18 protein-coding genes are annotated in these 24,256 nt (G+C 41.5%); 2 read left to right on the forward strand and 16 right to left on the reverse strand.

Annotated elements, in window-relative coordinates; all coding sequences use genetic code 11:
- Nucleotides 1-225: 225 nt before the first annotated feature.
- The 13 genes from J5M87_RS07035 to J5M87_RS07095 all read right to left on the reverse strand — a co-directional run bounded on the left by J5M87_RS07035 (nucleotide 226) and on the right by J5M87_RS07095 (nucleotide 17,038).
- On the reverse strand, nucleotides 226-936 hold the full coding sequence (locus tag J5M87_RS07035) for an ABC transporter ATP-binding protein (RefSeq protein WP_154608473.1): 711 nt from the start codon (nucleotides 934-936) through the stop codon (nucleotides 226-228).
- Complete coding sequence (locus J5M87_RS07040; RefSeq protein WP_154608474.1) at nucleotides 936-1,700, reverse strand: ABC transporter ATP-binding protein; 765 nt, start codon at nucleotides 1,698-1,700, stop codon at nucleotides 936-938. The genes J5M87_RS07035 and J5M87_RS07040 overlap by 1 nt, the downstream gene beginning before the upstream one ends.
- Nucleotides 1,700-2,650: a branched-chain amino acid ABC transporter permease gene (locus J5M87_RS07045; RefSeq protein ID WP_154608475.1), complete on the reverse strand. Its 951-nt coding sequence runs from the start codon at nucleotides 2,648-2,650 to the stop codon at nucleotides 1,700-1,702. The genes J5M87_RS07040 and J5M87_RS07045 overlap by 1 nt, the downstream gene beginning before the upstream one ends.
- Before the next feature lie 2 nt (nucleotides 2,651-2,652).
- On the reverse strand, nucleotides 2,653-3,540 hold the full coding sequence (locus J5M87_RS07050) for a branched-chain amino acid ABC transporter permease (RefSeq protein WP_154608476.1): 888 nt from the start codon (nucleotides 3,538-3,540) through the stop codon (nucleotides 2,653-2,655).
- A 148-nt stretch (nucleotides 3,541-3,688) separates the two neighbouring features.
- Complete coding sequence (locus J5M87_RS07055; RefSeq protein ID WP_154608477.1) at nucleotides 3,689-4,873, reverse strand: ABC transporter substrate-binding protein; 1,185 nt, start codon at nucleotides 4,871-4,873, stop codon at nucleotides 3,689-3,691.
- An 88-nt stretch (nucleotides 4,874-4,961) separates the two neighbouring features.
- Complete coding sequence (locus J5M87_RS07060) at nucleotides 4,962-5,237, reverse strand: YlbG family protein (protein ID WP_154608478.1); 276 nt, start codon at nucleotides 5,235-5,237, stop codon at nucleotides 4,962-4,964.
- A gap of 175 nt (nucleotides 5,238-5,412) precedes the next feature.
- Nucleotides 5,413-6,021: an ATP-dependent Clp protease proteolytic subunit gene (locus J5M87_RS07065; RefSeq protein WP_076996025.1), complete on the reverse strand. Its 609-nt coding sequence runs from the start codon at nucleotides 6,019-6,021 to the stop codon at nucleotides 5,413-5,415.
- Nucleotides 6,022-6,443: 422 nt separating this feature from the next.
- Nucleotides 6,444-7,073 (reverse strand): uracil phosphoribosyltransferase, encoded by a 630-nt coding sequence (gene upp, locus J5M87_RS07070; protein WP_154608480.1) that lies wholly within the window; start codon nucleotides 7,071-7,073, stop codon nucleotides 6,444-6,446.
- Between the two features lie 93 nt (nucleotides 7,074-7,166).
- Nucleotides 7,167-12,740 carry a ZmpA/ZmpB/ZmpC family metallo-endopeptidase gene (locus J5M87_RS07075; RefSeq protein WP_154608481.1) on the reverse strand — a complete coding sequence of 1,858 codons (5,574 nt, stop codon included), beginning with the start codon at nucleotides 12,738-12,740 and terminating at the stop codon, nucleotides 7,167-7,169.
- A gap of 271 nt (nucleotides 12,741-13,011) precedes the next feature.
- Nucleotides 13,012-13,281, reverse strand: coding sequence for a chorismate mutase (locus J5M87_RS07080; protein ID WP_154608482.1), 270 nt, complete (start codon nucleotides 13,279-13,281; stop codon nucleotides 13,012-13,014).
- A 12-nt stretch (nucleotides 13,282-13,293) separates the two neighbouring features.
- Complete coding sequence (locus J5M87_RS07085; protein ID WP_154608483.1) at nucleotides 13,294-14,757, reverse strand: SLC13 family permease; 1,464 nt, start codon at nucleotides 14,755-14,757, stop codon at nucleotides 13,294-13,296.
- 11 nt (nucleotides 14,758-14,768) lie between these two features.
- Nucleotides 14,769-15,944: a MalY/PatB family protein gene (locus J5M87_RS07090; RefSeq protein WP_154608484.1), complete on the reverse strand. Its 1,176-nt coding sequence runs from the start codon at nucleotides 15,942-15,944 to the stop codon at nucleotides 14,769-14,771.
- Nucleotides 15,944-17,038, reverse strand: a complete 1,095-nt coding sequence (locus J5M87_RS07095) for a cystathionine gamma-synthase (protein WP_154608485.1) — start codon at nucleotides 17,036-17,038, stop codon at nucleotides 15,944-15,946. The genes J5M87_RS07090 and J5M87_RS07095 overlap by 1 nt, the downstream gene beginning before the upstream one ends.
- A gap of 167 nt (nucleotides 17,039-17,205) precedes the next feature.
- On the opposite strand from J5M87_RS07095, the gene J5M87_RS07100 reads away from it, so the two are divergent.
- The gene (locus tag J5M87_RS07100) at nucleotides 17,206-18,657 is read left to right on the forward strand and encodes a UDP-N-acetylmuramoyl-L-alanyl-D-glutamate--L-lysine ligase (protein ID WP_154608486.1); all 1,452 of its coding nucleotides are present in this window, start codon (nucleotides 17,206-17,208) and stop codon (nucleotides 18,655-18,657) included.
- Between the two features lie 454 nt (nucleotides 18,658-19,111).
- Here J5M87_RS07100 and J5M87_RS07105 read toward each other — a convergent pair whose 3' ends face one another.
- On the reverse strand, nucleotides 19,112-19,831 hold the full coding sequence (locus J5M87_RS07105; RefSeq protein ID WP_154608487.1) for a pseudouridine synthase: 720 nt from the start codon (nucleotides 19,829-19,831) through the stop codon (nucleotides 19,112-19,114).
- A gap of 189 nt (nucleotides 19,832-20,020) precedes the next feature.
- Here J5M87_RS07105 and pepC point away from each other — a divergent pair, with 189 nt between their 5' ends.
- Complete coding sequence (pepC, locus tag J5M87_RS07110; protein WP_154608488.1) at nucleotides 20,021-21,358, forward strand: aminopeptidase C; 1,338 nt, start codon at nucleotides 20,021-20,023, stop codon at nucleotides 21,356-21,358.
- 109 nt (nucleotides 21,359-21,467) lie between these two features.
- On the opposite strand, the gene murQ is transcribed toward pepC, so the two are convergent.
- Nucleotides 21,468-22,385 carry an N-acetylmuramic acid 6-phosphate etherase gene (murQ, locus tag J5M87_RS07115; RefSeq protein WP_154608489.1) on the reverse strand — a complete coding sequence of 306 codons (918 nt, stop codon included), beginning with the start codon at nucleotides 22,383-22,385 and terminating at the stop codon, nucleotides 21,468-21,470.
- Nucleotides 22,386-22,758: 373 nt separating this feature from the next.
- Complete coding sequence (gene trpB, locus J5M87_RS07120) at nucleotides 22,759-23,949, reverse strand: tryptophan synthase subunit beta (protein ID WP_154608490.1); 1,191 nt, start codon at nucleotides 23,947-23,949, stop codon at nucleotides 22,759-22,761.
- Nucleotides 23,950-24,256: the final 307 nt, after the last annotated feature.

Consider the following 24,256-nt stretch of genomic DNA (forward strand, 5'->3'; position numbering starts at 1 on the left):
ACAACCCGTCAGCAGCTTAAAAATATCCTTGCACGTTATCAAAAAGAGGATTTGCATCCACAAATCCTTATTTTCAACTTTCAAGGTCCACTGGACTAAGTAAAGAAAACTAGCTTGCGCTAGTTCCCATTTCCAACCTAAAACAAGCCGGACTTAGAAAACTGGACGGGACACACTGCTTCGCAGTGTTCCTATTTCCAACTTAAAAAGGTCCACCGGACCTTTTTAACCACCTAGATATGCTTTTTTGACTTCTTCTGAGGCGAGGAGTTCGTGTCCTGTTCCTGATAGGACAATTTTCCCTGTTTCAAGTACGTAGCCTCGGTCTGCGATTGAAAGTGCCTTATTGGCATTTTGTTCAATCAAGAGGACGGTTGTCCCTTGTTTTTGAATATCTTGAATAATATCAAAAATTTCTTGAATGAAAATAGGTGCAAGTCCCATAGAAGGCTCATCAAGGAGCAATAATTTTGGCTGGCTCATGAGAGCACGCCCCATCGCAAGCATTTGCTGCTCCCCTCCTGAAAGGGTTGCGGCATCTTGGTTTTTCCTTTCTTCCAAACGCGGGAAACGAGCAAAAATCTTTTTCAAATTGGCTTGATTTTCTTCACGATTGTTGCGCAAGAAAGCACCCATTTCCAAATTTTCCATAACCGTCAAACCAGCAAAAACATGGCGACCTTCTGGGACTTGAGACAAGCCATCTGCTACAATTTTACGAGCCGGAATACGTTGGATTTCATTTCCTAAAAAGCTAATTGTACCAGAAGATGGACGTACCAAGCCTGAAATGGTTCGTAAGATAGAGGTCTTGCCTGCACCATTTGCACCAATTAGTGTAACCACTTCTCCTTCATTGACTTCAAAGGATACATTTTTTACTGCTTCGATGACACCGTAATGGACGGATAAATTTTCCACTGTTAACATTGACATTAGGCCTCACCTCCAAGATAAGCTTCGATAACACGTTTATTGGTCTTGATTTCCTCTGGTGTGCCATGTGCAATCAGGCGACCATATTCCAAGACATAGATTCGTTCTGTAACTTCCATGACCAAGCTCATATCATGCTCAATCAGCATGATTGTAATGTTGAACTCATTTTTGATTTTACGAATCAATTGGGTCAATTCAGCTGTTTCCTGTGGGTTCATCCCAGCTGCTGGCTCATCAAGAAAGAGAATTTTAGGCTCAGTTGCTAAGGCACGTACAATTTCCAAACGGCGTTGTTGTCCGTAAGGAAGATTCTTGGCCAAGGTATCTGCATCCTTATCCAAATCAAAGATTTTTAAGAGTTCAATGGCTTTTTCACGCAGAGCTACCTCATTCTTGTAAAAGGCTGGTAGGCGGAAAAAACTGGCAAAGACATGGTTTTTCCCATGATTGCTTAAACCGATTAAGACATTTTCCAAAACCGTCATATCTTTAAAGAGACGAATGTTTTGGAAGGTCCGTCCCAATCCTAGAGAAGCAATTTTAGAAGGTGCCTTTCCATTTAAAGGAGTACCTGCTAGGCTAATCGTTCCTTCACTTGGCTCATAGACACCCGTCAAGAGATTAAAGAGGGTTGTCTTTCCTGCACCATTTGGACCAATTAAGCCGACCAGTTCACCCTCGTGTAATTCCATTGTGACATCACCAACTGCAGTTAAACCGCCGAAATTTTTGGTTAATTTTTGTACATCAAGAAGTGCCATTAGTTCGCTTCCTCCTTTTTCTTGAAGAATCGAGCAAAGGATAATTCCTTCGTTCCCAATAGACCACCTGGGCGGAAAATCATCAATAAGATGAGGGCAAATGAATAGATAATCATACTCACACTAGCATAACTCTTGAGATAGACATTCAAAACGCCTAGTACAATCGCTGCAACAAAGGTCCCTGTAATAGAGCCAAGTCCCCCCAATACGATGATAATCAAAATATTAACAGAGGTCATGAACGCAAAGTCTTTTGGTACAATCGTACCAACATAGCCTGCATGGAGACCACCCGCAATAGCTGCTGTCATGGCACCAAAGACAAAGGCAATGACCTTCATTTTAGTAGGATTCACCCCGACAGATTCTGCCGCAATTTCATCTTCCCGAACAGAGATGACTGTCCGTCCCATAGGACTACGTAGGAAGTTCACAGTGAAAATCGTTGTAATCACCACAAAAGCATAGACTAATTGCCAGTTGGTAAAGAGGGGAATTCCCATAATCCCAGCTGCACCGTTCGTTACTTTTCCGCCATTGATAATAAAAATACGGATAATCTCTGCCACACCAAGCGTTGCGATTGCCAGATAATCTCCTTTCAAACGGAGAGTTGGCAAACCAACCAAGAGGGCTACTCCACCTGCAAGTATCATTCCAACAAGTAGCGAAATAGCAAAACCTGCATAGCTAGGCATCATTTTCCCTAGAACACCAACTGAGTAAGCACCAATAGCCATAAAACCAGCATGCCCGAGTGAGAATTGACCTGAAAAACCAACAATCAAGTTCAAACCGACTGCCATGATGATGTTAATCCCAATTTGTTGAACCACTTGGATATAGTAGAAGTTCAAGATACCTGTTGCAACGAGTCCTTGAATGACTCCAAAACCAGCTAGTAAAACAGCTAGCCAAATTGCATTTACTTTTAGATTTCTTGCCATGATTACACCTTCTCTTTCACGTTTTTGCCAAGAATACCACTTGGTCTTACCAATAAAATGATAATCAAGACAATGTAGACAATCGCATCACGGAAGGTATCTAAGCCAATAACATAGGTAAAGGTTTCAATTACTCCGATAACAAAGCCACCTAGCGCAGCACCAGGAATAATTCCAATTCCACCTAGAACCGCAGCAACGAAGGCTTTCAAGCCAGGTGTCATCCCCATAAGTGGCTCAATCTGGTTGTAGTATAAACCGAGTAAGACCCCTGCTGCTCCTGCCAAGGCTGATCCTAAAGCAAAAGTAAAGCTAATCGTACGATTGACATTGATTCCCATTAGCTGTGCTGCATCGCTATCGACAGAAACAGCACGCATGGCTTTCCCCATCTTTGTTTTCTGAACAATCAACTGCAAGGCTACCATCAAGAAGAGAGATACACCTAAGATAATCAATTGGATACTGTCTACGGTAACAGGGCCAAGGTTAAATTTGGTGGAATCTAAGACCTGAGGAAAAGGTTTAACATCTGCAGTGAAGAAATAAACCATGATGTATTCCAAGAAGAAGGAAACACCAATCGCTGTAATCAGAGCTGCGATACGGGTTGAATTTCGTAAAGGTCGATAGGCCAAAAATTCAATGACAACGCCTAAAATTGCTGTCCCAATCATGGTAGCAATCAAGGCAACGAATAAGCGAAGACCTCCATTTGAAATAAAGGTTAGCTTATTTAAAAAATAATATCCCATAAAGGCTCCCATCATATAGAGATCCCCGTGGGCAAAGTTAATCAGTTTGATAATTCCATATACCATTGTATACCCCAAGGCCAACAAGGCGTACACGGAACCTAAAATCAAACCATTGACCAGCTGTTGAAGCATGTGTTCACCAAACTTTCTAAAAGATTCATACTAGCCGCTTTCCTAATTCGCAAGGCTATTCTTTGACTGTCTATACATGGCAATGGAGTCTGGGACAATCGTCCTAGACTCCTTGCTTGTATCAGTAAATAATAATGACTATTATTGATTATTTAGCTGCTTCTGTAAGAGATACTGTATCAACTGTATCTGCTTTACCATCTTTCAAGCTCACCACGTAGACAGATTTTACAACGTTGTGGTCTTTGTCAATAGACATTTTACCAGTTACTCCGTCAAAGTCTTTCAAAGCAGCCAATTTATCTTTTACTTCTACAGAGTTTTTAGATCCTTTTGATGCTTCTGCCGCCATATAAACTGAGTCATAAGCAAGTGCTGAGAACATTGAAGGTTCTTCACCGTATTCTTTCATGTATGCATCGTGGAATTCCTTCGCACGCTCGCTTGCTGACGGAACAAAGGCAGAAAGGTAGTAAACCTTGTTGGCTGCTGAAGCTGTTGCCAATTCTGCAAACAATGGTGAGTCAAAACCGTCTGAACCAAGGATTGGTTTGTCAATACCAAGACCACGTGCTTGTTTTACGATTGTCCCTGTTTCATTGTAGTAACCTGGCATGATAATGGCATCAAAGTCAAGACCTTTTAATTTTGTAAGGGCTGCTTGGAAATCTTTATCTCCTGAAGCAAAGGTAATAGTTGAGACAATCTCACCCTTGTAGGCATTTTGGAAGGATTCTGCAACACCTTTACCATAATCTGAAGAGTTGTCATAGTAAAGAACAACTTTCTTAGCGTTCAAGTTCTTTGTTGCATATTCTGCCATAATTTCACCTTGGTATCCATCCGTAAAGGTTGTACGGAAGAAGAAATCTTGTACTTTTCCTTCGCTGTTAACAACAAGGTCTGTTTGCGTTCCTGAAGGAGTAATCATTGGTACACCTGCAGCTGTTACGTTTGCGATAGAAGCGCCTGACGCACCTGAAGTTGCAGGGCCGATGATAATGTTTACACCTTCACTAGCAAGGCTGGTTGCAACAGTCGCTGCTTCAGCAGTTTCTGATTTGTTGTCTTTAGCAACTACTTCGATTTTTTTACCGTCAACACCACCTGCTGCATTGATTTCTTTTACAGCAAGGTCCGCACCATTTTTTTCTGTTTGACCATAAGATGAAACAGCACCTGACAATTCTAAGTTATAACCGATTTTCAATGTATCTTCTTTTAATTCAGTACCAGTCGCAGATGAGTTGGTGCTCGATACATTTCCGCAGGCAGCAAGAAGCGCTGCAGAAGCAAAGCTAAGCAATGCTAATTTGAATTTACTTGTTTTCATAAAAACTCCTTAAAACTTTCTTAATTTTTGCGATGTATCTAATATACTGAATTATCTGAAAATTGTCAACAAAAAAAGAAAAATAATTTTACAAACTATTTTTCTCTTCTTCTTGGCGCCATAAACTACCGACAAAATCCCTATCCATTTCTTTAAAATGCGACGGAACAACCTTTTTCACAAACCGTTCTTTTTTTAATGTGGCCATCAGAGTTTCAACGCTCTCCTGAGGAACATATAACAGTAGATAGCGCAAACGCCTAGAATGATAAATAATATCTCCATATTGACTCAATTTTCGCGCATCGCGATTGTAATAAAGATAGACTGCTAAACTCATTCGTTCTTGTTTTTCAAATGCCATACGTTTCCTCTTTCACTTCTTCTATTTTCCATTATATCAAAAAATAGACCATTTGATAGTGATGAACTCTATTTGTTTTTGGCAATCTTTCAAGAATGGCTACATACCCTAGATCAACCAAAAAGAGGCTAGAAAAAGTACCTAACCTCTATTTACAGTAAGACAATCTCACATCCTATTTTAACTGATTATTTTCCATAATCTGATCAATGAAGCCATAATCAAGGGTTTCTTTGGCACTCATCCAGTAATCACGTTCCGCATCTTTGTGGATTTGTTTAACACTTTTTCCTGAATTGTCTGCAAGAATTTTTTCTAGTGTGTTACGGGTTTTTAATAGGTGCTCAGCTGCAATCGCCATATCAGTCTGTTGCGTACCGCCACCAGTACCGCCCATTGGTTGATGAATCATGTACTCTGCATGTGGCAACATGAAGCGTTTGCCCTTGGCACCACTTGACGCAATAATGGTTCCCATGCTAGCTGCCATCCCCATAACAATGGTTTGGACATCTGCCTTGATAAAGTTCATGGTGTCCACAATGGCAAGACCTGCTGAGACAGAACCACCAGGAGTATTGACATAGAGATAAATATCCTTGGTTGGATCTTGCGCATCAAGGAAGAGCAACTGGGCAATAACAGAATTTGCCATATTGTCTTCAACTGGGCCTGTCAACATGATAATACGATCTTTTAAGAGGCGTGAGTAAATATCATACGAGCGCTCCCCACGGCTGGTTTGTTCAATAACTACAGGAATCATAGTGTTCTCCTTTTCGATTTTGAGATTATTATACTTAAATAGTCAAAAAAGGTCAAATAAAAAACTTGAGACGGAGGGAGATTGTCTCCTACGTAATAATGATTACTCTTCTAATATCTTTGAAATACTTTTTTAAGTAGTACGGATGCAAGCAACCTCCTTCGGCGTTTCATAGCTTATTTTTGAGCCTAAGGTCTCAAAAAGCCCGTGACTAGCAACCGTTTTGCAGTTGCTAGTCTTACACTACTACGAAAGTATCATCTTTGACTCACTTCGTTCGCTCCATTTTCTTAATGAGTAGATAGTTATAAGACAAGATAGCTCTTCTTGAAGATTAGCGAGTATTATTTTTACAGGCAGAAAATGATACAATATAGCAAAAAAAGAGTGAGTACAAGCGATTTCTACGAAATCACAAGTAAATCTCACTCCTGTCTTTCTTATTTTGTACCGAACAAGCGGTCTCCTGCATCTCCCAAACCTGGAACGATGTAGCCTTTTTCATTTAATTTTTCATCTAGAGCTGCGGTGAAAATATCCACATCTGAATGAGCTTCTTGAAGAGCTTTGACACCTTCAGGTGCTGCAACAAGGCAGACAAATTTGATATTGGTTGCTCCGCGGTTTTTAAGCGAATCAATTGCCAAAATAGCAGAGCCTCCAGTTGCAAGCATTGGGTCTACTACAAAAATTTGACGTTGGTCGATGTCCTCTGGTAATTTCACCAAATATTCAACTGGTTGCAGGGTTTCTTCATCGCGGTACATTCCGATATGACCAACTTTGGCTGCGGGTACTAGACTAAGTAGACCGTCCACCATTCCAATTCCGGCACGTAAGATTGGGACAATCGCTAATTTTTTCCCTGCGATTTGTTTTTGAACTGTTTTGGTAATCGGTGTTTCAATTTCAACATCTTCTAATGGCAAATCACGTAGCACTTCATATCCCATCAACATGGCAATTTCATCAACTAACTCACGGAAAGCCTTTGTTGATGTATCTGTACGACGTAAGATAGACAATTTATGCTGAATAAGTGGATGTGCAATAACTTGGAATTTCTCCATGATGTAACCTCTTCTATTTGTTTTTTCTATTTTACCAAAAAATATGAAAAAAAGCTCGCCAAAATGGCAAACTTTTTATGAGAGAATGAAAAATCATGACCGATAAATCGAACTTCTAAAGTCATCTGTATCGAGTAAATAAGCACGGTAAATAGCTTCTTTTAATGCGAAGAGGCTATTTGTCGCTTTCTTAGCCTTGAAGGCTGCAAGATCAGCCTGAACGGCTTCATTTATCAATTGTTTTATCGTATCTTGATTTGCTGTATAGGTCTGCTTGTTGTAGGTGAAGGTAACTGGTTTCAACTGCGCAACCTTCTCTAAACGACGTTTGTACATAGCCTTCTTGAAAGCATGGAAATCAGCATATTGACCATTGGTAATTTTCTTGAGAATGTACTCATCGTTAAAGGTCTTGCCTTCTGCCAGCGCTGCTGCTCGATATTGGTTAGATAGGTAGGCGATAAACCCATCATAACCTGTTTCAGCTAGTAATTCATTACTCAAGCGCTTAATACTCAAGCTGTCCACAGAACCATGTGGATTGGTCAAACCGCTATAATTCGCTGCAAATAGAACCTCTGTCTCATAGCCATTTTTACCAATCTTCTCTTTGTTACCATGGAAACCATGAGTGCCAAGAAGAATATCATTGTCTACTAAATCATCAACGCTCGTAAAGGTTAATAGGTTCAACTCTTCAGCGGTCATTTGACGAATTTTCGACTCACCTAGCTCATTTAAGCGTTCGATTTTCTTGTAGAACAGGGCTTGATCTTCTTTTGGCAAGTCAACCAAGGCATTTCCTTCCAAGGCTTCTAGGGTATAAATGACATCCATGCGTCCTTGAAGGTAGTCTTTTAAATCTGCTTCGCTTTGGAAGCGGTCTGGTGATAGATTGTGAACACGGTTGTTTGCAAATTTTCCACCGTCAACTGTCGAAAAGTCTGCGTGGGTGTTCAGTGCGAAAATTTGGTTGGTAGCTGAGCTAGTTGATTGCAAAAGACCTTGGGCGTAGATTTCTGCACCAAATGCTTCTCTACGACCGTAACCGCCTAGATAGATTGTTCCATCCAAATTATGAACCATTTCATGGGTAAATACAGACTGGCCATATAGGTTGAGCATCCCATCCAAAACAAAATGAACCAAGTATCCCGTCGCATAAGCTCCTAGACCATTTGAAGTATAGTATTTTCCAATAGGTGCAAAGAAATCTGTCATCCGACTAGATGCCCCTTCTCCAAATTTCGGCATCCAGTGCGAAGCCTTATTCCCAAATTGCGGAATGAGGTAGCCATCCCATGACGGAATTGGCATATCACGTCGATTGTAGAGGCGTTCCTTAACTTCTGGTTTCGCAATTCGGTACCAGAAATCAAAGTGGTCCCCCTGTGTTTTGGCGAAGTAGTCTACTAGATTATTGACACGTTCTAATTCACTAGCATATTTCTCAGGGTTGGTTTCCTTAAGCGACATGTCCATATACCGATCATACATCCCAAAGGACAGGGTCGTCATATTGCTCATGATGTAGATTCCCTCAGAGGTCAAGTTCAAAAGTGGTAAGATCATGCGAGGGTGATCAATACGATTGAGCTGATCATAGACTTGATACGTTTGATCTGGTAATTCTTTGGACTGTACTTCTGCGATATGAGCTTTAGTGGCTGACTTAAACCAATTATTTTCACTAAGAGCAGTAAAACGTGTACGGTAGGCGCTTAGATAATCACGGAGATTCGTATAGCCAGAGACTGGGGCAATCCATTTCTCATAGGTCGCAGGATTGTTCTTGATATCCAAAGCATCATTGCCCATACGACCAAGATTTGCTAGCCATTCAAGGCTATTGACTTGCTTCCCAAAGAAGTTTTGATAGAAGGTAGCAAGTTCACCAACATTCATATCACCAAATTGAATCTTATAGAGGCGGTTGAGATAGCTTGCTCCCACAAGTATCGCAACAGCATTCTTTTTCAGATAGTCCTTCATCTGCTCTTTGAGCGGTGTTGTTGTAAAGTCTCCTGCGACACTTTGGGAAAGCGCTGCTTCAAAGACTTCCCTGGCACGGCTATGAACTTCCTTAAAGGAATCCTTGAGATAAAGAACTTCTAAAATTTCCTTTTGGTAAGGTTCAATTGGTGAGAGATTCGGAGTATCTGTTTCCTTCTCAGGATGACCTTGGGTGACCTTCCAGACATCTTCTGAAAAATAAGTTAAACCTTCTACTCGCTTCATCGCTGTTGCAATGACTTCTGACGGATCTGACATAAATTGTTCCGGTGTGTAGAGCAGGTCTGTTCCCGCAACCTTGTATTCCTGGATAGTATCAGCTGCAAAGGTTGATCCTGGAGCGACAGCTAAGTATTCTACCGTACCATCCTCATAGTTCAAGAGAAGGCGATTAATCGCTCCCTTGTCCTTGTAGAAATCAGCCACAACTTGCTTGTCTTTCATCGGAACAACTGAGACGAGCTTAGTCGTGTATAGCTTACTTGACGGAGCAATCTTATTTCCTTGCTTGACAATGTATTCACGATTGTAAAACGGCAACAGTTTTTCCGTATTGCGATAAGCAATCTCACGCACTACTTCATAGTTTGGCAAACTGCTGTAATCAATCATTTTCGATGTTTGACCGACAGCCGATTCTTTGTCCGTCAAGGTAGCCATTAAGCCCATAGCTTTAATTTTTTCAGTAGCAATATCTGCAGTCACTTCGGAAATCTTATTGGACTTCACATTAGCTGTTGAACGATTTGCAATGCGGTAGATATCCGTTGCTTTTTCTTGAGTACCTGAACCGACATAATCTGCGCCACCTTTGACGGTTATACCCGATACGATTCGGTTTAAAATCGCCCTGCCAGCACTACCAGCAAGCGCACCAACACGACCACCTTTTTTATTGTCCAAAAGGCCTTCTACATAGACATCTTCAATCTTGGTTTTAGTCCCTTCAGCCGTTCCAACAATGCCTCCAAAATATTGTTCTGGGTTGACCGTTGTATCAATTGTGGCATTAATATGAGCTTTTTCAATACTACTATCTCTCAAGCGACCCACCAAGCCACCAGATAACATCTTTCCAGTAGTAGCTGTCGTACGGATAGCAAGGTCTGCCTCTACATCTTGAATCGTCGTGTTCAAGGCATCGTAGACTAAACTAGCAACATTATTTGGTGCTTCAATCTCACCAGATAGAGCAACATTTCGAATGGTCGTATTTTGCGCAGTATTGACTAGTGTCGCTACATCAGGCTTACCGCTCTTAATAGCTGCATCAGCTAGATTGAGATTAGACAAAGTTGCACCATTTGTACTTTCAAAGAGCGGGGCTTGCAAACCATAAATTGTGTAATTCTTTCCATCATGCAGACCATTTAGGGTGCCTGTAAATGGAACGGTTACATAGCTCGCCTCTGGCTTGTCCAACTCTCCTGCACCCAAATCAGCTCCTAAAGTGAACGTACCGCTTGGATTAGCATTGATCGAATTGATCAAATCTTTGAAAGAAGTATAAATACCATTTTGTCCCGGAGCAATCCGACCAATCCTAAAGCTGTAGTCATCTTCGTAGTTACCTGCTGCATTGCGTTGAACAAGCTCAGGATGAGTGGCTATTACTTTAAAGGCATTCCCTTCTGCTACAATTTCCTTGATTGGCAATTGTACTTCCTTGCCATTTTCTGATACAAAACTTGCAAAATAATCACTGACAGCTCCAACTTCTTCTAAACTGATGACCTTTGTCTTGACTCCATTTTTGTAGGTGTAAAGAGCAAGATCACGTAGATTTTTCAGTTCAATCTGCTTACGCTCTAAGATAAACGCATCACTATCTGGTAGTGCTTCACTCGCTTTTTCAGCAATTGTAGCATAGTCAAAAGTAGTTTTTATCTTGTATTCCACATCATAATCTAGTCCTGGAATCACTACTCCTGTTAGATTTTCCTTGGAAAGTTGAACCTCCTTAACAAACTTTTCACCTGCATAGATTCGTGCAGTAGCAGAAATAAAGGCATTATCAGGATCCATTAATTGATAGGTTACGCGAACTGACTTGTCTTTATCTTGCTTTTCTAGGGTTTGCAAATTCAAGTTTGGCTTTGTTAGAGAGCGGTTTTGCAGGGCAGCTTCTGCTGCTTCTAGATTTTTAAGGGCCTCTTCTGCCTTCTGCTGCGCTTCAAGAATGGATTCTGAACTAGCTGCTTGGTTTACAATGACAGCATTCGCCTCTGCTAGAATCGCGAGAGCTTTTTCTCTTGCTGCTTGATAGGCTGCCACACTTTCTGGTGTTTTGTTGGTCGTATCAACTTCTTTTTGTGAACCTTGATCTAATTTATCAGCTGCTACCATCAATTCAAGTGGAGCAAGTGGCTTCGTGACAGTCAACACTTCTTCTCCTAGGACATCCGCGTGTTTTTCTGGTTCTGGAGTGACAGGATCCTCAGTAACTTCTGGTTCTACCGGATTGGTTGGAACTTCGGATGAAGATTCCTTATCAGGGGTTGGATTTTCTTCTGAAGTCTGTGTTGATTCCGATGGTACTGAATCCCCTTGAGTTGGATTGGTTGATTCAATAGGAGTCTCGGGTGTATCTCCATTAGTAGACCCCGTATTTTCTTCTAAACTTGGTGTGGAGTTTGATGATACTGGATTTTCTTGTATCGATTTAGAGGGTTCAGTAGGAGCATTAGGTGTGTTTTCATTAGTAACACTTGTGTTTTCCTCTGGATTTGGCGTGGAGTCTGATGGTACTGGATCTTCTTGTGTTGGTTTAGAGGGTTCAGTAGGAGCATTAGGTGTGTCTTCATTAGTAACACTTGTGTTTTCCTCTGGATTTGGCGTGGAGTCAGCAGGAGGATTTTGTCCTTGATCTGAATCAACAGGAACTTCTTCTATTGGCACGACAGGCTTGGAAACTGTTGGAAGATTAGCACTTGATACCTCTGAGCGAGGGACTTCGTCTACTGGTAAGGTTGACTGTTCAATAAACGGTGCTTCTTCCAGAGGTTGAGTTGACTCTTCTATTTCTGCTGATAGCTCGTTTTCTATCTTTGGTGGTTCTAGCTTATCCATAGCTACTCTAGGAGTAGATTCAACAATGTACCCAACAAATCGGTAGCCTGCAATTTCACGTACTGTTTCTGGTAAAGCTACTCCATTAGTTAAATCAAATTCCTGCGTATAATGGGCAAAGAGATTATGTGTAATAGCTGCTACTTCCGGCATCGACAGAACCTGACCAAAACTGGTTACAACAAAAGCGGTCGCAAGCCAAGCTTTCTTTTTCTTATGAAAAGTCACCGCACACACTAACAAGGCAGCTCCAGCAATGATTGGAAGAATTGAACGTTCTTCCATTCCCGTAGCCGGCAAGACCTGTTGACCACTTGGTAAGGGACGATAGACCATGTAATAGGTCGTATCTCCAGAGACAAAATCAGATGGTAACGAACGTGTGATAAGCTTTTTCTCATCTTCTGTCAGTTCGTCTTCACTAACATAATGATAGGTAATGTGCGCAGTTCCTTCTTGCTCGTTAGCTTGAACAAGCGTTGGCGATAAGGCACCAACTAAACTCATTCCTAATAAAACAGATGCTGCACCAATTGAAAATTTTCGTATTGAAAAACGACTAATCTGTCGATAAAATTCTTTCATGTTTCCTCCATTTTATACTCTATTCAATCCTACTCTGACGAGTAATCTACTACGTTTATGATAGTGAATTGAATAAAGGTTAGGACATCGTTAAGTCGCTTTGATGAACGCCAGTTCTATCTGCAGATCCTTGCCTTGTCCTATTCCTTTCTCAATCCACTATATCATACCATAGATTAACGCAATTAACACTTATTATTGTTTGAGTACGCCAGTCTTTTGCCAACACTTCTACAGAAAGCAAAAAGGACTTTTTAAAAGCCCTTCTTCTTTATTCATCATCCAATTGTTTTTGTTGATGGGCACGGGATAAGCGCATCATCTCCGTATACAATTCTGTCAACGGCTGACGCAATGTCTCGTCATTGAGGTAGCTACAAACTTTTTCAATGACTTGAGCTTCACGGTTGCTATCAAGAACTGGCAGACCATGTTCTTTCTTGATTGCCACTACTTCCAATGCCGTTTGCATCCGTTCTTCAAATAAACGCACCAATTCTTTGTCAATCTGATCAATTTTTTCTCTTTGTTTTGATAACATGTTAATATTCTCCTATTTCTGTAAAATGACTACTCCAAGTGGATAGAAAATAGCAATGGCTGATAGGATACACCAGATGAGCATCCAACAACCAAATAGAAACGTATCGCGACTATTCGTCCAACCTGAACCAATCGAAATCGCTACATAAGGCATGGCTGGAGCTGTCACAAAGGCAAGCGAAGCCATAAAACCAATCGCACAGCAGATAACTGCAATATTGGCTGAAAATTGAGTTCCTGCCGATTGGAAAATCGTCAGAGCCATGGTTGTCACGACAGAAACTGTCACCAGATTAGAGGTAAAGTTGGTCTGAATACCTGCCCAAACAACAAAGAACACCACCATTGAAAATGAACTAAGCCCTACCACAAATGGTGATAGCTGCTCATTCAAAAGAGCAACCACACCTATTTTTTCGTTTGATAAAACCGTCCCCAAAGCCAAAGTTGCTCCGACTAAGAGCATACTTGGCCAGTGCACACCTTTTGAAATGGCTTCTGAAATATTCAATAGCGGCTTACCTTCGACATGCAATAAGGCCAGCACAGCTGTCATCAGTAGCGGTGGAAACATAATACCAGCTTGTTTAAAGAAACTAACAAATGCAGGAAATGCACCCACTAACATTTCAGGAACTAACCACATAACGACCATGCCTAAAAAGAGTCCAACAATCCAGCTTTCCTGTTTATCAATTGGAGCCAAATCTCTCAAACTATTCAGCTCTTTCAATTGAATCTCCTTGGTATCGATTTTGAACAAGAAGCGAATGGATAAGAGCAAGATGAAAAAGATAGCTAGACCTGCTGGCACAGCAAATTGCATATATTGTAAATTGCTAATGACTACCTTAGACATGGCAGCATACAGCCCCATAGCTGTTATAGCAAAGACATGGTTAATTGGCGTCATCGCTGTCCCAATCGCAATGGTAACAAACATGGCAATCAAGAGATGGGACGCTGACTTGTCCCCTTTTTTCCAGCCAAATTGCAGGCAAATTTCCTCAAAAAGAGGTAGTAGGAACATAAAGATAACTGTCGGTGAAATCACGCTACTCAAGATAAGAACAACTCCTAAAAAAGCAGTGATGAAGCGTGATGGACGGCTCATTGCGAATCGACTGTGCACTACTTTTGACGTGACTCGTTTTAAAAACGAAGTCTGATTCAGGGCATAGGTCATCACAAAGGTAAACAGTAAAAATACAAATGTTGTATTCCCAAAAGACCACTGTGAAACCTGTCCATAAGTGATTTCTGGAATCAGTCCGAGACTAACTAATGTTAGTAAACTCGGCCAATCTGTTGCCACAAACAACCATAAAATCAAACTTCCAACTAAGGTTGCAAGAGCTGCAAAAGTCGGGCTTGGTAAATCAAATAACTGCCAATCCAAAGCTGTATTGAGAAAGGAGACCATGAGGACTCCCAATCCCAACATCGTACTCCATTCTTTCTTTTTCCACTGCATATTCCTATCTCCTATTTCGCTGTCTTATGCCCAAAGGCTGCAGCAATTCGCTCACAGGCTTCTTGAACCGTTTCAAATGGTGCTGCTGCGTTAAAGCGAGTATGGTATAGGCCTTCTTTACCAAAGGTGATGCCGTCATTTAAGACCACACGCGCTTCCTTTCTTAACTTGTCCTGAATTTCTTCATGACTGAGGGCATAGGCTGAGAAATCGAGCCATAAGAGATAAGTACCTTCTGGCTTCATCACCTCAATCTTAGTATGACTTGATAAATACTCAGCGACAAAGCGAATATTTCGCTCCAAGACAGGTTTTAATTCCGTCAACCAAGGCTTACCGTAGCGAAAGGCCGCTTCTGTTGTTAAAAGACCCAAGGCTGGGATTTCATGCTGGTTATTGCGCAACTGCTGCTTGGTAAATTGCTTTCGCAAGCCCGCATTTGGAATCAAGGCAAAGCTGTTTTTTGTTCCAGCAATATTAAACGTTTTGGTCGCCGATGATAAAATGATGCTAAAGTCTTTAAAAGTTTCATCAACAGTATGAAAAGGTGTATGACGGTGTCCAAATAGGACTAAATCTTGATGAATTTCATCTGAAATCAGTAAAACGCCATGTTTTTGACACAAGTAACCAATTTGTGCCAATTCCTCCGTTGTCCACACACGCCCACCAGGATTGTGCGGACTACAAAAAATATACAATTTTACCTGATGCTCGATAAAGTCTTTTTCTAATTGGTCAATATCCAATTCAAACCGGCCATTTTTCTTAATTAGAGAATGAGCTACCAGCTGACGTTGATTGAGCTTGACTGTACGAGCAAAAGGAGGATAGACAGGCGTATTGATGAGAACAGCATCGCCTTCCTTTGTAAACGCCTGAAGTGCAACTGAAATCGCGGGAACTACGCCATCAATTAAAACAATATCATCTCGCTCAACCTCATAACCATGCTCCATCTTCTCCCAGTCCATAATGCTCTGATAGAGGGTATCGCTAGCATAAGTATAACCAAAGATATAGTTGGTGGCGTATTGCGTAACTGCTTCTTGAATCTCTGGAAAAGGAAGAAAATCCATATCGGCTACCCACATCTGAAGAAGGTCTGGATCTTGCTCGCTGCTTTTCCATTTTACCGAATGCTGGGCCAGGCGGTTCGGCCGTGTTGTAAAATCAAATCTTCCCATTAGTCGTCCTCCAATGCCTGTTTCAAATCATCAATTAAATCCTCTGCATCTTCAATACCAATGGACAAACGGAGCAGATCATCTGTCAAGCCGTAGGAATGACGAACTTCTGCAGGAATGTCTGCATGAGTTTGGGTCGCTGGATAGGTAATCAAACTTTCTACACCACCTAGACTTTCTGCAAAAGTAAAGACTTTTAGTTGATTTAAAATGATAGGGATTTTCTGCTCATCTAAGACCTTAACAGATACCATGCCACCTTTTCCTGTATAGTAAACCTCGCGAACGGCTGGTGATTGCCGTAAATAATCTACTATTTTCTGAGCATTTTTGGTAGAGCGCTCCATTCGCAAGGAAAGTGTTTTAAGACCTCTCATGAGCAAATAAGCATCAAAAGGAGACAGAGTTGGACCAGTTGTATTTTGGTCATAAAAGAGCTTGTCATACAAGATTTGGTCATTAGTTACTAGCACACCCGCTAGGACATCATTGTGACCGGACAGATACTTGGTGGCCGAATGAAGCACTACATCCGCTCCTAGGGGGATTGGATTTTGATAAATAGGACTATAAAAGGTATTGTCTACAATGAATTTTGCCCCGTGGGCATGCGCTACTTCCGCTACTCTGGTAATGTCAAATTCTACCATTAAGGGATTGGTCGGTGTTTCAATAAACACATAGTCCGTTTCATCTGTGATCTGGGCTAGTAATTCCTCCTCATTAGTGGCATAGGTAAAAGTAAAGCGCCCGTTTGCTTCCTGCTCATTGAACCAACGGAAACTACCACCATACAAATCTCTAGCAGCTACAATCCGACTCCCAACTGGAAAACCACTAAACAGCAAGACTAAGGCAGCCATACCAGAACTTGTCACCAAGGCATAATCCGCCTGTTCAATAGCCGCCAGTGTCTTCTCCAAATTGGCCCGTGTTGGATTTTTCGTCCGTGTATAGTCAAAGCCAGTCGATTGACCAAATTCAGGATGTTGATAAGTCGTTGATAAATGAATCGGTGATACCAAGGCACCTGTCTTTTCATCTGCATTGATTCCAACATGCGCCAATAGCGTGTCTACTTTATAATCTACCATGTCTTCCCTCCCTTTATGCATATATTAGTTATTTTAGCATTTATTGGAGGAATTTTCACCAAAAGCTGGAAAAATGTCATAGTCTTTTTGGCCGTATTGATATAGTTTCCTCTTATATCTTTTCTCTTTTACTTGTCAATCTTTCCTAATCAGTTTACAATAGAACTATGATAAAACTAGAAACTGTATTACGTATTTTAAAAAACGATCAGAATTTCCGCCAAATCCTACACCAAGGGCATTATTTCTATAACTGGCCTGATAAGGAAGTCTTTCATCAAATCAGTTATGATAGCCGCAAAGTGGATGAAAAGACCCTCTTTTTTGTCAAGGGAGCTCAATTTAAGCGAGAATTTTTGGAAACTGCCATCACACAAGGCCTCCGCTTTTACATTGCTGAAATGGACTATGAAGTCGGCATTCCAGTCATTATGGTGACGGACATCAAGCAGGCTATGAGTTTGATTGCTATGGAATTTTACGGTAATCCGCAGGACAAGTTAAAACTCCTTGCCTTTACTGGTACAAAAGGGAAGACGACTGCTGCCTACTTTGCCTATTCCATCCTCACCCAAAGCCATAAGCCTGCTATGTTGTCCACGATGAATACGACTTTAGATGGACAAACCTTTTTTAAGTCGACTCTGACTACGCCTGAGAGTATTGATTTATTTGCCATGATGGCAGAAGCTGTTGCAAATGGCCGTACTCATTTAATTATGGAAGTTTCTAGCCAAGCCTATTTGGTCAAGCGAGTCTACGGTCTAACATTTGATGTCGGTGTCTTTCTCAACATCAGCCCGGATCATATTGGACCTATTGAACATCCTAGTTTTGAAGATTATTTTTACCATAAGCGACTGTTAATGAAGCATAGCAGGGCTGTCATTTTAAATAGCGGTATGGATCATTTTCAAGTAGTGAAAGACCAAGTTCTGGATATGCCACATGACATCTATGGTCCACATTCCGACAATCACATCCTGAGCTCTCATGCCTTTGAATTTGAAGCAAGCGGTATTCTCGCTGGGCATTACAATATTCAGCTGATTGGTCAGTTTAACCAAGAAAATGCCATTGCAGCTGGTCTTGCCTGCCTGCGTTTAGGAGCAAGCCTAGCGGATGTTCACACGGGAATTGCTGCAACCAGCGTTCCAGGACGAATGGAGGTACTCACACAGACAAACGGAGCCAAGGTTTTTGTCGACTATGCCCACAATGGCGATAGTGTTCGTAAACTGCTTGATGTTGTCCTTAGCTATCAAACAGGACAAGTGATTCTTGTCCTCGGTGCGCCTGGAAATAAAGGAGAAAGTCGTCGCAAAGACTTTGGTCTTCTCCTTAATCACTATCCTGATCTGCAGGTCATTCTCACAGCAGACGATCCTAATCGTGAAGATCCCACAGCTATTGCACAGGAAATTCAATCCTATATGGAGCGACCAAGCCAAATTATTGTTGAGCGTGAAAGAGCTATTCATACTGCCATGTCTATGACTAGAAACGCAGCAGATGCTGTTATCATTGCAGGAAAAGGTGCGGATTGCTACCAGATTATCAATGATATCAAAACCCCCTACGATGGTGACTTGACCATCGCCAAACGGTATTTATCCTAACCGCTACTTCTCATCAATGATACAATAAAAAGCCCCCACTAGGATTTCTCACCTAATGGGGGCTTTGTATAGTAAATTGAATAAAAATTAGGACATCGTTATACTCTATAAAAATCAACATCTGACTAGGCAACGAAATCGTAGCTAGAACTGAAGTTCAGTAAGGTGAGTTAACGACGTCAGACTTTGATTTTTGACGAGTATAAGTCGCTTTGCTTCAATAGTCCAGTAGACTGTTGAAGGTTGGAAATAGGGATTATGGAGTAATCCTCAATTAACACTAGTTCTATCTGTAACTCCTTGCCTTGTCCTATTCCTTCATAAGATATGAGGGCGTATAAAGCACAAAGTGAAAATAGGAAGTCTGACGAAGAGCCAGCAGACTCTAGGAAGACTTATCTTTTTCACACAGTGCTTAGCCCGAGTTCAGTTCTCAATCCACTACACTATTTTACTAATCCAGAAATTCTTTTAAGGCTTCTTTTTCCCTGCTGGTTAATTCCCGATAAGTACCCACTGCAAGGTCATCTTCTAAGACAAACGGACCAAAAGCTATGCGTTTGAGGTAGGTTACCTTGACTCCATAAGCTAAAAACATCTTTTTAACCTGATGAAATTTTCCTTCTGAAATCCGAATTCTTGCACGACTAAAGGAAATATCTGCTGACAAAATCTCTAGAATCGCAGGTTGACAAACCGTTCCATCTAAAAATTCTACTCCATTTTTGAAAAAGGTTACCGCATCAGGAGCTAAGAAGCCATTCACTTCCACCTCATACACCTTGTCCACATGGTACTTGGGGTGGAGCATCCGAAAGCCCAAGGGACCATTATTGGTAATGAGCAACAACCCTTCTGTATCCCTGTCCAGACGCCCAATTGGATAGAGCCCCGCTCGTCTGTCTTTTTCTGCAATGAGGTCAATCACCGTCTGATGCGCGGCATCTGATACAGCAGATACGACTCCAGCGGGTTTATTGAGTAGGTAATAAACAGCTGCCTCAAGGTCCACCTTTTTGCCATTTACCTCTATGACCTGCAAGCCAGAATCTACAATTTGACTACCAGCCGTAGCAAGCATGCCATCCACCGTCACCTGCCGACTTTTGAGCAAAGTTTTAATCTGCTTGCGCGAGCCCAAACCCGCTTTTTCTAAACACTTATCTAATCGCATAATCTTATTGTACCATATCCAAAAAAGACTAGCAGAACCAATCTTTTAAGCAGCTCTATTTAGTAGAGTAGGTAACTGATAAAAAGAAAAGAAACACTTGATTATTCTACCGTTTCTTACTCTTTTAGTCCATACTTGAAGATTTTCGAAAAAGGTCTATAATAGGTCTTAATAGAAAAGGAGAATCCTATGAACACATTACATCAATCATTAACCGATCGATTTTTTGCTGATTATGAAGCCAATCAGCACTTTGCAGCTATAGAAAATGCAATAACCCACAATGGTATCTATGCTTCTCTTGAAAAACGCAGTAGCAGTGTCGAAAATACCCCTGTTTTTTCCATTGATTTAACCAAAGACAAGGTCAGCAACCAAAAGGCTTCCGGTCGCTGCTGGATGTTTGCCGCCCTCAATACCTTCCGCCACAAAATGATCGCTGGTTTCCAATTGGAAGATTTTGAACTCTCTCAAGCCCATACCTTCTTTTGGGATAAATATGAGAAATCCAACTGGTTTTTAGAACAAATTTTAGCGACAGCTAATCAAGCATTAACCAGCCGCAAGGTTAAATTTCTTTTAGATGTTCCTCAACAAGACGGTGGTCAATGGGACATGGTCGTATCCCTCTTTGAAAAATACGGTGTTGTGCCAAAATCAGTCTATCCAGAATCCATCTCTTCCAGCAACAGCCGTGAACTCAATGCTGTCCTCAATAAATTGCTACGCCAGGATGCCCAAATTTTACGTGATTTGGTGACAGCAGGTCAAACTCAAGAAGCTATTCAGACAAAAAAAGAAGAACTCTTGCAAGAAATCTTTAACTTCCTTGCCATGTCGCTTGGCTTACCACCTCGTACTTTTGATTTTTCCTACCGAGATAAGGACGATTACTACCATAGCGAAACAGGCTTAACTCCGCAAGAATTTTACAAAAAATATGTGGATATTCAACTGGATGATTACGTCTCCATCATCAACGCACCGACCACTGACAAACCGTATGGCAAGTCTTATACCGTTGAAATGCTCGGAAACGTAGTGGGTAGCCGACCTGTACGCTATCTTAACGTGGAAATGGATCGCTTGAAATCTCTTGCTATTGCTCAAATGCAGGCTGGTGAAACGGTCTGGTTTGGGTCTGATGTCGGTCAATCTAGTAATCGTAAGACAGGTGTCATGGCAAATGGCATGTATGATTTTGCTTCTAGTATGAAAATTGACCTCCACCAAGATAAGGCTGGTCGTCTTGACTACAGTGAAAGTTTGATGACTCACGCAATGGTCTTAACAGGTGTCGATCTTGATGAAAATGGCCAATCCATTAAATGGAAGGTTGAAAATTCTTGGGGAGACAAGGTTGGCGATAAGGGATATTTTGTTGCAAGCGATAGCTGGATGGACGAATATACCTATCAAATCGTTGTCCGCAAAGAATTCTTAACAGAGGCAGAGCTTGCAGCCTACAATGCAGAGCCAATTGTTCTTGCACCATGGGATCCAATGGGAGCATTGGCTAGCAAATAAGTAAGCGTAAATCACTACAAAATGCAGAGAACGTGAATAAACTCTTCAAATATTAAAAACGCATAGAATCAATGACTATTCTCATTGACTTTATGCGTTTTTTTATGATCTATTTCGAGCTACTTTTATCTCCTAATGCTCGAATGGCAAGAACAATATGATTTTGATAGGCTTCTAGCAAGCTTTCTGCTTCAGCTAGATTTAGTTGCCCCAACTGCATGAGGATGGCTTTTTTCACTTGCTGCTTGGATTGGGCAAATACTCGTTCTGCTTCTTCCTCACTACAAGCTGTGGTTTGTTGTATAATGCGCTTCGCTCGTTCAATCAATTTGGCATTGGTTGGTTGCACATCGACCATATAGCCCTTATAGACTTTACCTAGCTGAATCATGGTAGCTGTTGAAATCATATTTAGAATTAGTTTTTGAGCCGTCCCAGCTTTCATTCGACTCGATCCTGCAACCACTTCTGGACCGACCAGCACTTCTATTGCAATATCTGCGAAATCTGATAAGGCTGCTCCTTTTACACAGGAAATCGAAGCCGTCTTGGCACCGATTTTCTTCGCATAAGCGAGTCCTGAAAGCACATAAGGTGTCCGTCCTGAAGCTGCTAGTCCAATGACGATATCCTTAGCACTTAGCTGATGTGCCTGTAAATCTTCCTCCGCAGCAAGCTGATTATCTTCTGCGCCCTCTTGAGCAGCTAAAATAGCTGGTAATCCTCCTGCAATTATCCCTTGTACGAGTTCCGGAGAAACGCCATAGGTCGGTGGGCATTCAGAAGCATCTAAAATTCCTAGTCGTCCAGATGTTCCTGCCCCTATATAAAATATTCTTCCCTGATTGCGCACACATTGAACAGCCTGTTCTATCACAAGATTGACCTGTGGCAATACCTGAGCAACAGCTTGGGCAACGGTTTGATCCTCTCTATTGATATAGGCTGTTAATGCTGCAACACTCATCTCTTCAATAGCTGCAGAAGCTGGATTGCGCTGTTCCGTGTGTAATGCATGAATCTCCATCAATTGTCTCCTTTGGTTACTTGTTCCTTGTTTTATTATACACCTTTCTCCAGAAGATAAAACATATATTTCCTCATTCACATTAACAATAGCATTTTTGACAAACTATTCTAAAGAATGCAAACACAAGCAATCTTTTGCTGTTACGAATAACGGAAATGTTGATACCGTAGACTCAATCGTTAACAATGAAACTCCGAAGGAGGTTGCTTGTGGCCGCACAATTTAATAACGTATCGAAAAATGCTACTGTTGATAGGAATAGAGTATAACGTTAAAAAAGATTTCTATGAAAAAAAGGAGAGGGGCTTATTGCGATATGCATCACAGACGACCACTCTCCTTTTGGTGCTATTTTACTATACTAAGTGATTCAGTATGTTTCCTTTTTTCCTTCTTCCAAATAATCGGCAATCGCTGCAACATCTTTGTCTCCTCGACCTGAGAGATTGACGATGATAATCTTGTCCTTGTCTAATTGCGGCGCCCGTTTAATGGCTTCAGCAAGGGCATGGGAACTTTCAATCGCCGGTAAAATTCCTTCTGTTCGGCTAAGAGTTAGAAGGGCATTAACTGCTTCATCATCAGTTGCTGCGACATATTCCACCCGACCACTCTCTTTAAAGAATGCATGCTCTGGACCAACTCCTGGGTAATCTAACCCCGCTGAAATAGAGTAAACAGGCGCTACACCACCTTGCTCATCGAATAAGGCAATCGTCTTCATGCCATCAACCACGCCAACTGTTCCCTTGGTCATGGTGGCCGCATGTAAACTTGTATCAACACCTTTTCCAGCTGCCTCGACACCTACTAGGCCAACCGCCTCATCTGCTACATATTGTGAAAAGGCTCCAATCGCATTTGAACCGCCACCGACACAGGCCATTACGTAGTCTGGTAGGCGACCTTCTTTTTCCAAAATTTGACGGCGTGACTCGACACTAATGATTTTTTGGAATTCATGCACAATCGTTGGATAAGGGTGTGGTCCTACTGCAGATCCTAGTACATAAAAAGCCTCCAAATCTGCCATCCATGCGCCAAATGCTGCATCAACAGCTTCTTTCAGGGTTTGAGTCCCTGCTGTTACTGCGTGTACCCTAGCCCCCATCATTTCCATACGAAAGACATTGAGACGTTGGCGCTTGACATCTTCAGCTCCCATGTAAATATCACACCCCATACCAAAGCGAGCCGCTACTGCTGCTGTTGCAACACCATGTTGACCTGCCCCCGTCTCTGCAATGACACGAGTTTTGCCCATGCGTTTTGCCAATAAAATCTGACCGAGAACATTATTGAGCTTGTGTGAACCTAAATGGTTCAAATCTTCCCGCTTCAAGTAAATTTTTGCTCCACCCAAGCTCTCTGTTAGAGATTCCGCAAAATAAAGTGGTGTTTCACGACCAGCATATTCTTTTAAATAGGCATGGTATTCTGCCAAAAATACTGGATCCTCACGATAGGTTTCAAATATTGTGTCTAATTCATCAAGCAAAGCTTGAATTGCCTCTGGTACAAAACTACCACCAAATTGTCCAAAATATCCCTTTTCTGCCATTTTCTTCCTCTTTCTATTTTTCGTTACATTCTTATTCTGATTTATACCAACTTTATATTTTATATCCGCCATCGCTTGCCCATACTATTATCCTCCGTATAACCCTTCCTTGATAGCCATTTATTTTGTTTTAGTACTAGGCAACGAGTCGCAAGCATAACTGAAGTTAGGTAAGACGCATTAACGACGTAATAAGGCAAAATAAATGGCTATCAAGCTACGAAAAAAGCCCCCGCATACAAAACATGTATGCGAGGGCGTCAATGACACGGTGCCACCTCACTTATGGAAGTGTCTAGAATCCTTC

Origin of the sequence: Streptococcus sp. zg-86, from assembly GCF_017639855.1 — a bacterium.
In the GTDB taxonomy this organism is placed as follows: Bacteria; Bacillota; Bacilli; order Lactobacillales; family Streptococcaceae; genus Streptococcus; species Streptococcus zhangguiae.

Coding starts and splice junctions, on each gene's coding strand:
- J5M87_RS07035 (WP_154608473.1), bottom strand. CDS start 936: ATGTCAATGTTAACAGTGGAAAATTTATCCGTCCATTACGGTGTCATC.
- J5M87_RS07040 (WP_154608474.1), bottom strand. CDS start 1,700: ATGGCACTTCTTGATGTACAAAAATTAACCAAAAATTTCGGCGGTTTA.
- J5M87_RS07045 (WP_154608475.1), bottom strand. CDS start 2,650: ATGGCAAGAAATCTAAAAGTAAATGCAATTTGGCTAGCTGTTTTACTA.
- J5M87_RS07050 (WP_154608476.1), bottom strand. CDS start 3,540: ATGCTTCAACAGCTGGTCAATGGTTTGATTTTAGGTTCCGTGTACGCC.
- J5M87_RS07055 (WP_154608477.1), bottom strand. CDS start 4,873: ATGAAAACAAGTAAATTCAAATTAGCATTGCTTAGCTTTGCTTCTGCA.
- J5M87_RS07060 (WP_154608478.1), bottom strand. CDS start 5,237: ATGGCATTTGAAAAACAAGAACGAATGAGTTTAGCAGTCTATCTTTAT.
- upp (WP_154608480.1), bottom strand. CDS start 7,073: ATGGAGAAATTCCAAGTTATTGCACATCCACTTATTCAGCATAAATTG.
- J5M87_RS07075 (WP_154608481.1), bottom strand. CDS start 12,740: ATGAAAGAATTTTATCGACAGATTAGTCGTTTTTCAATACGAAAATTT.
- J5M87_RS07080 (WP_154608482.1), bottom strand. CDS start 13,281: ATGTTATCAAAACAAAGAGAAAAAATTGATCAGATTGACAAAGAATTG.
- J5M87_RS07085 (WP_154608483.1), bottom strand. CDS start 14,757: ATGCAGTGGAAAAAGAAAGAATGGAGTACGATGTTGGGATTGGGAGTC.
- J5M87_RS07090 (WP_154608484.1), bottom strand. CDS start 15,944: ATGGGAAGATTTGATTTTACAACACGGCCGAACCGCCTGGCCCAGCAT.
- J5M87_RS07095 (WP_154608485.1), bottom strand. CDS start 17,038: ATGGTAGATTATAAAGTAGACACGCTATTGGCGCATGTTGGAATCAAT.
- J5M87_RS07100 (WP_154608486.1), top strand. CDS start 17,206: ATGATAAAACTAGAAACTGTATTACGTATTTTAAAAAACGATCAGAAT.
- J5M87_RS07105 (WP_154608487.1), bottom strand. CDS start 19,831: ATGCGATTAGATAAGTGTTTAGAAAAAGCGGGTTTGGGCTCGCGCAAG.
- pepC (WP_154608488.1), top strand. CDS start 20,021: ATGAACACATTACATCAATCATTAACCGATCGATTTTTTGCTGATTAT.
- murQ (WP_154608489.1), bottom strand. CDS start 22,385: ATGGAGATTCATGCATTACACACGGAACAGCGCAATCCAGCTTCTGCA.
- trpB (WP_154608490.1), bottom strand. CDS start 23,949: ATGGCAGAAAAGGGATATTTTGGACAATTTGGTGGTAGTTTTGTACCA.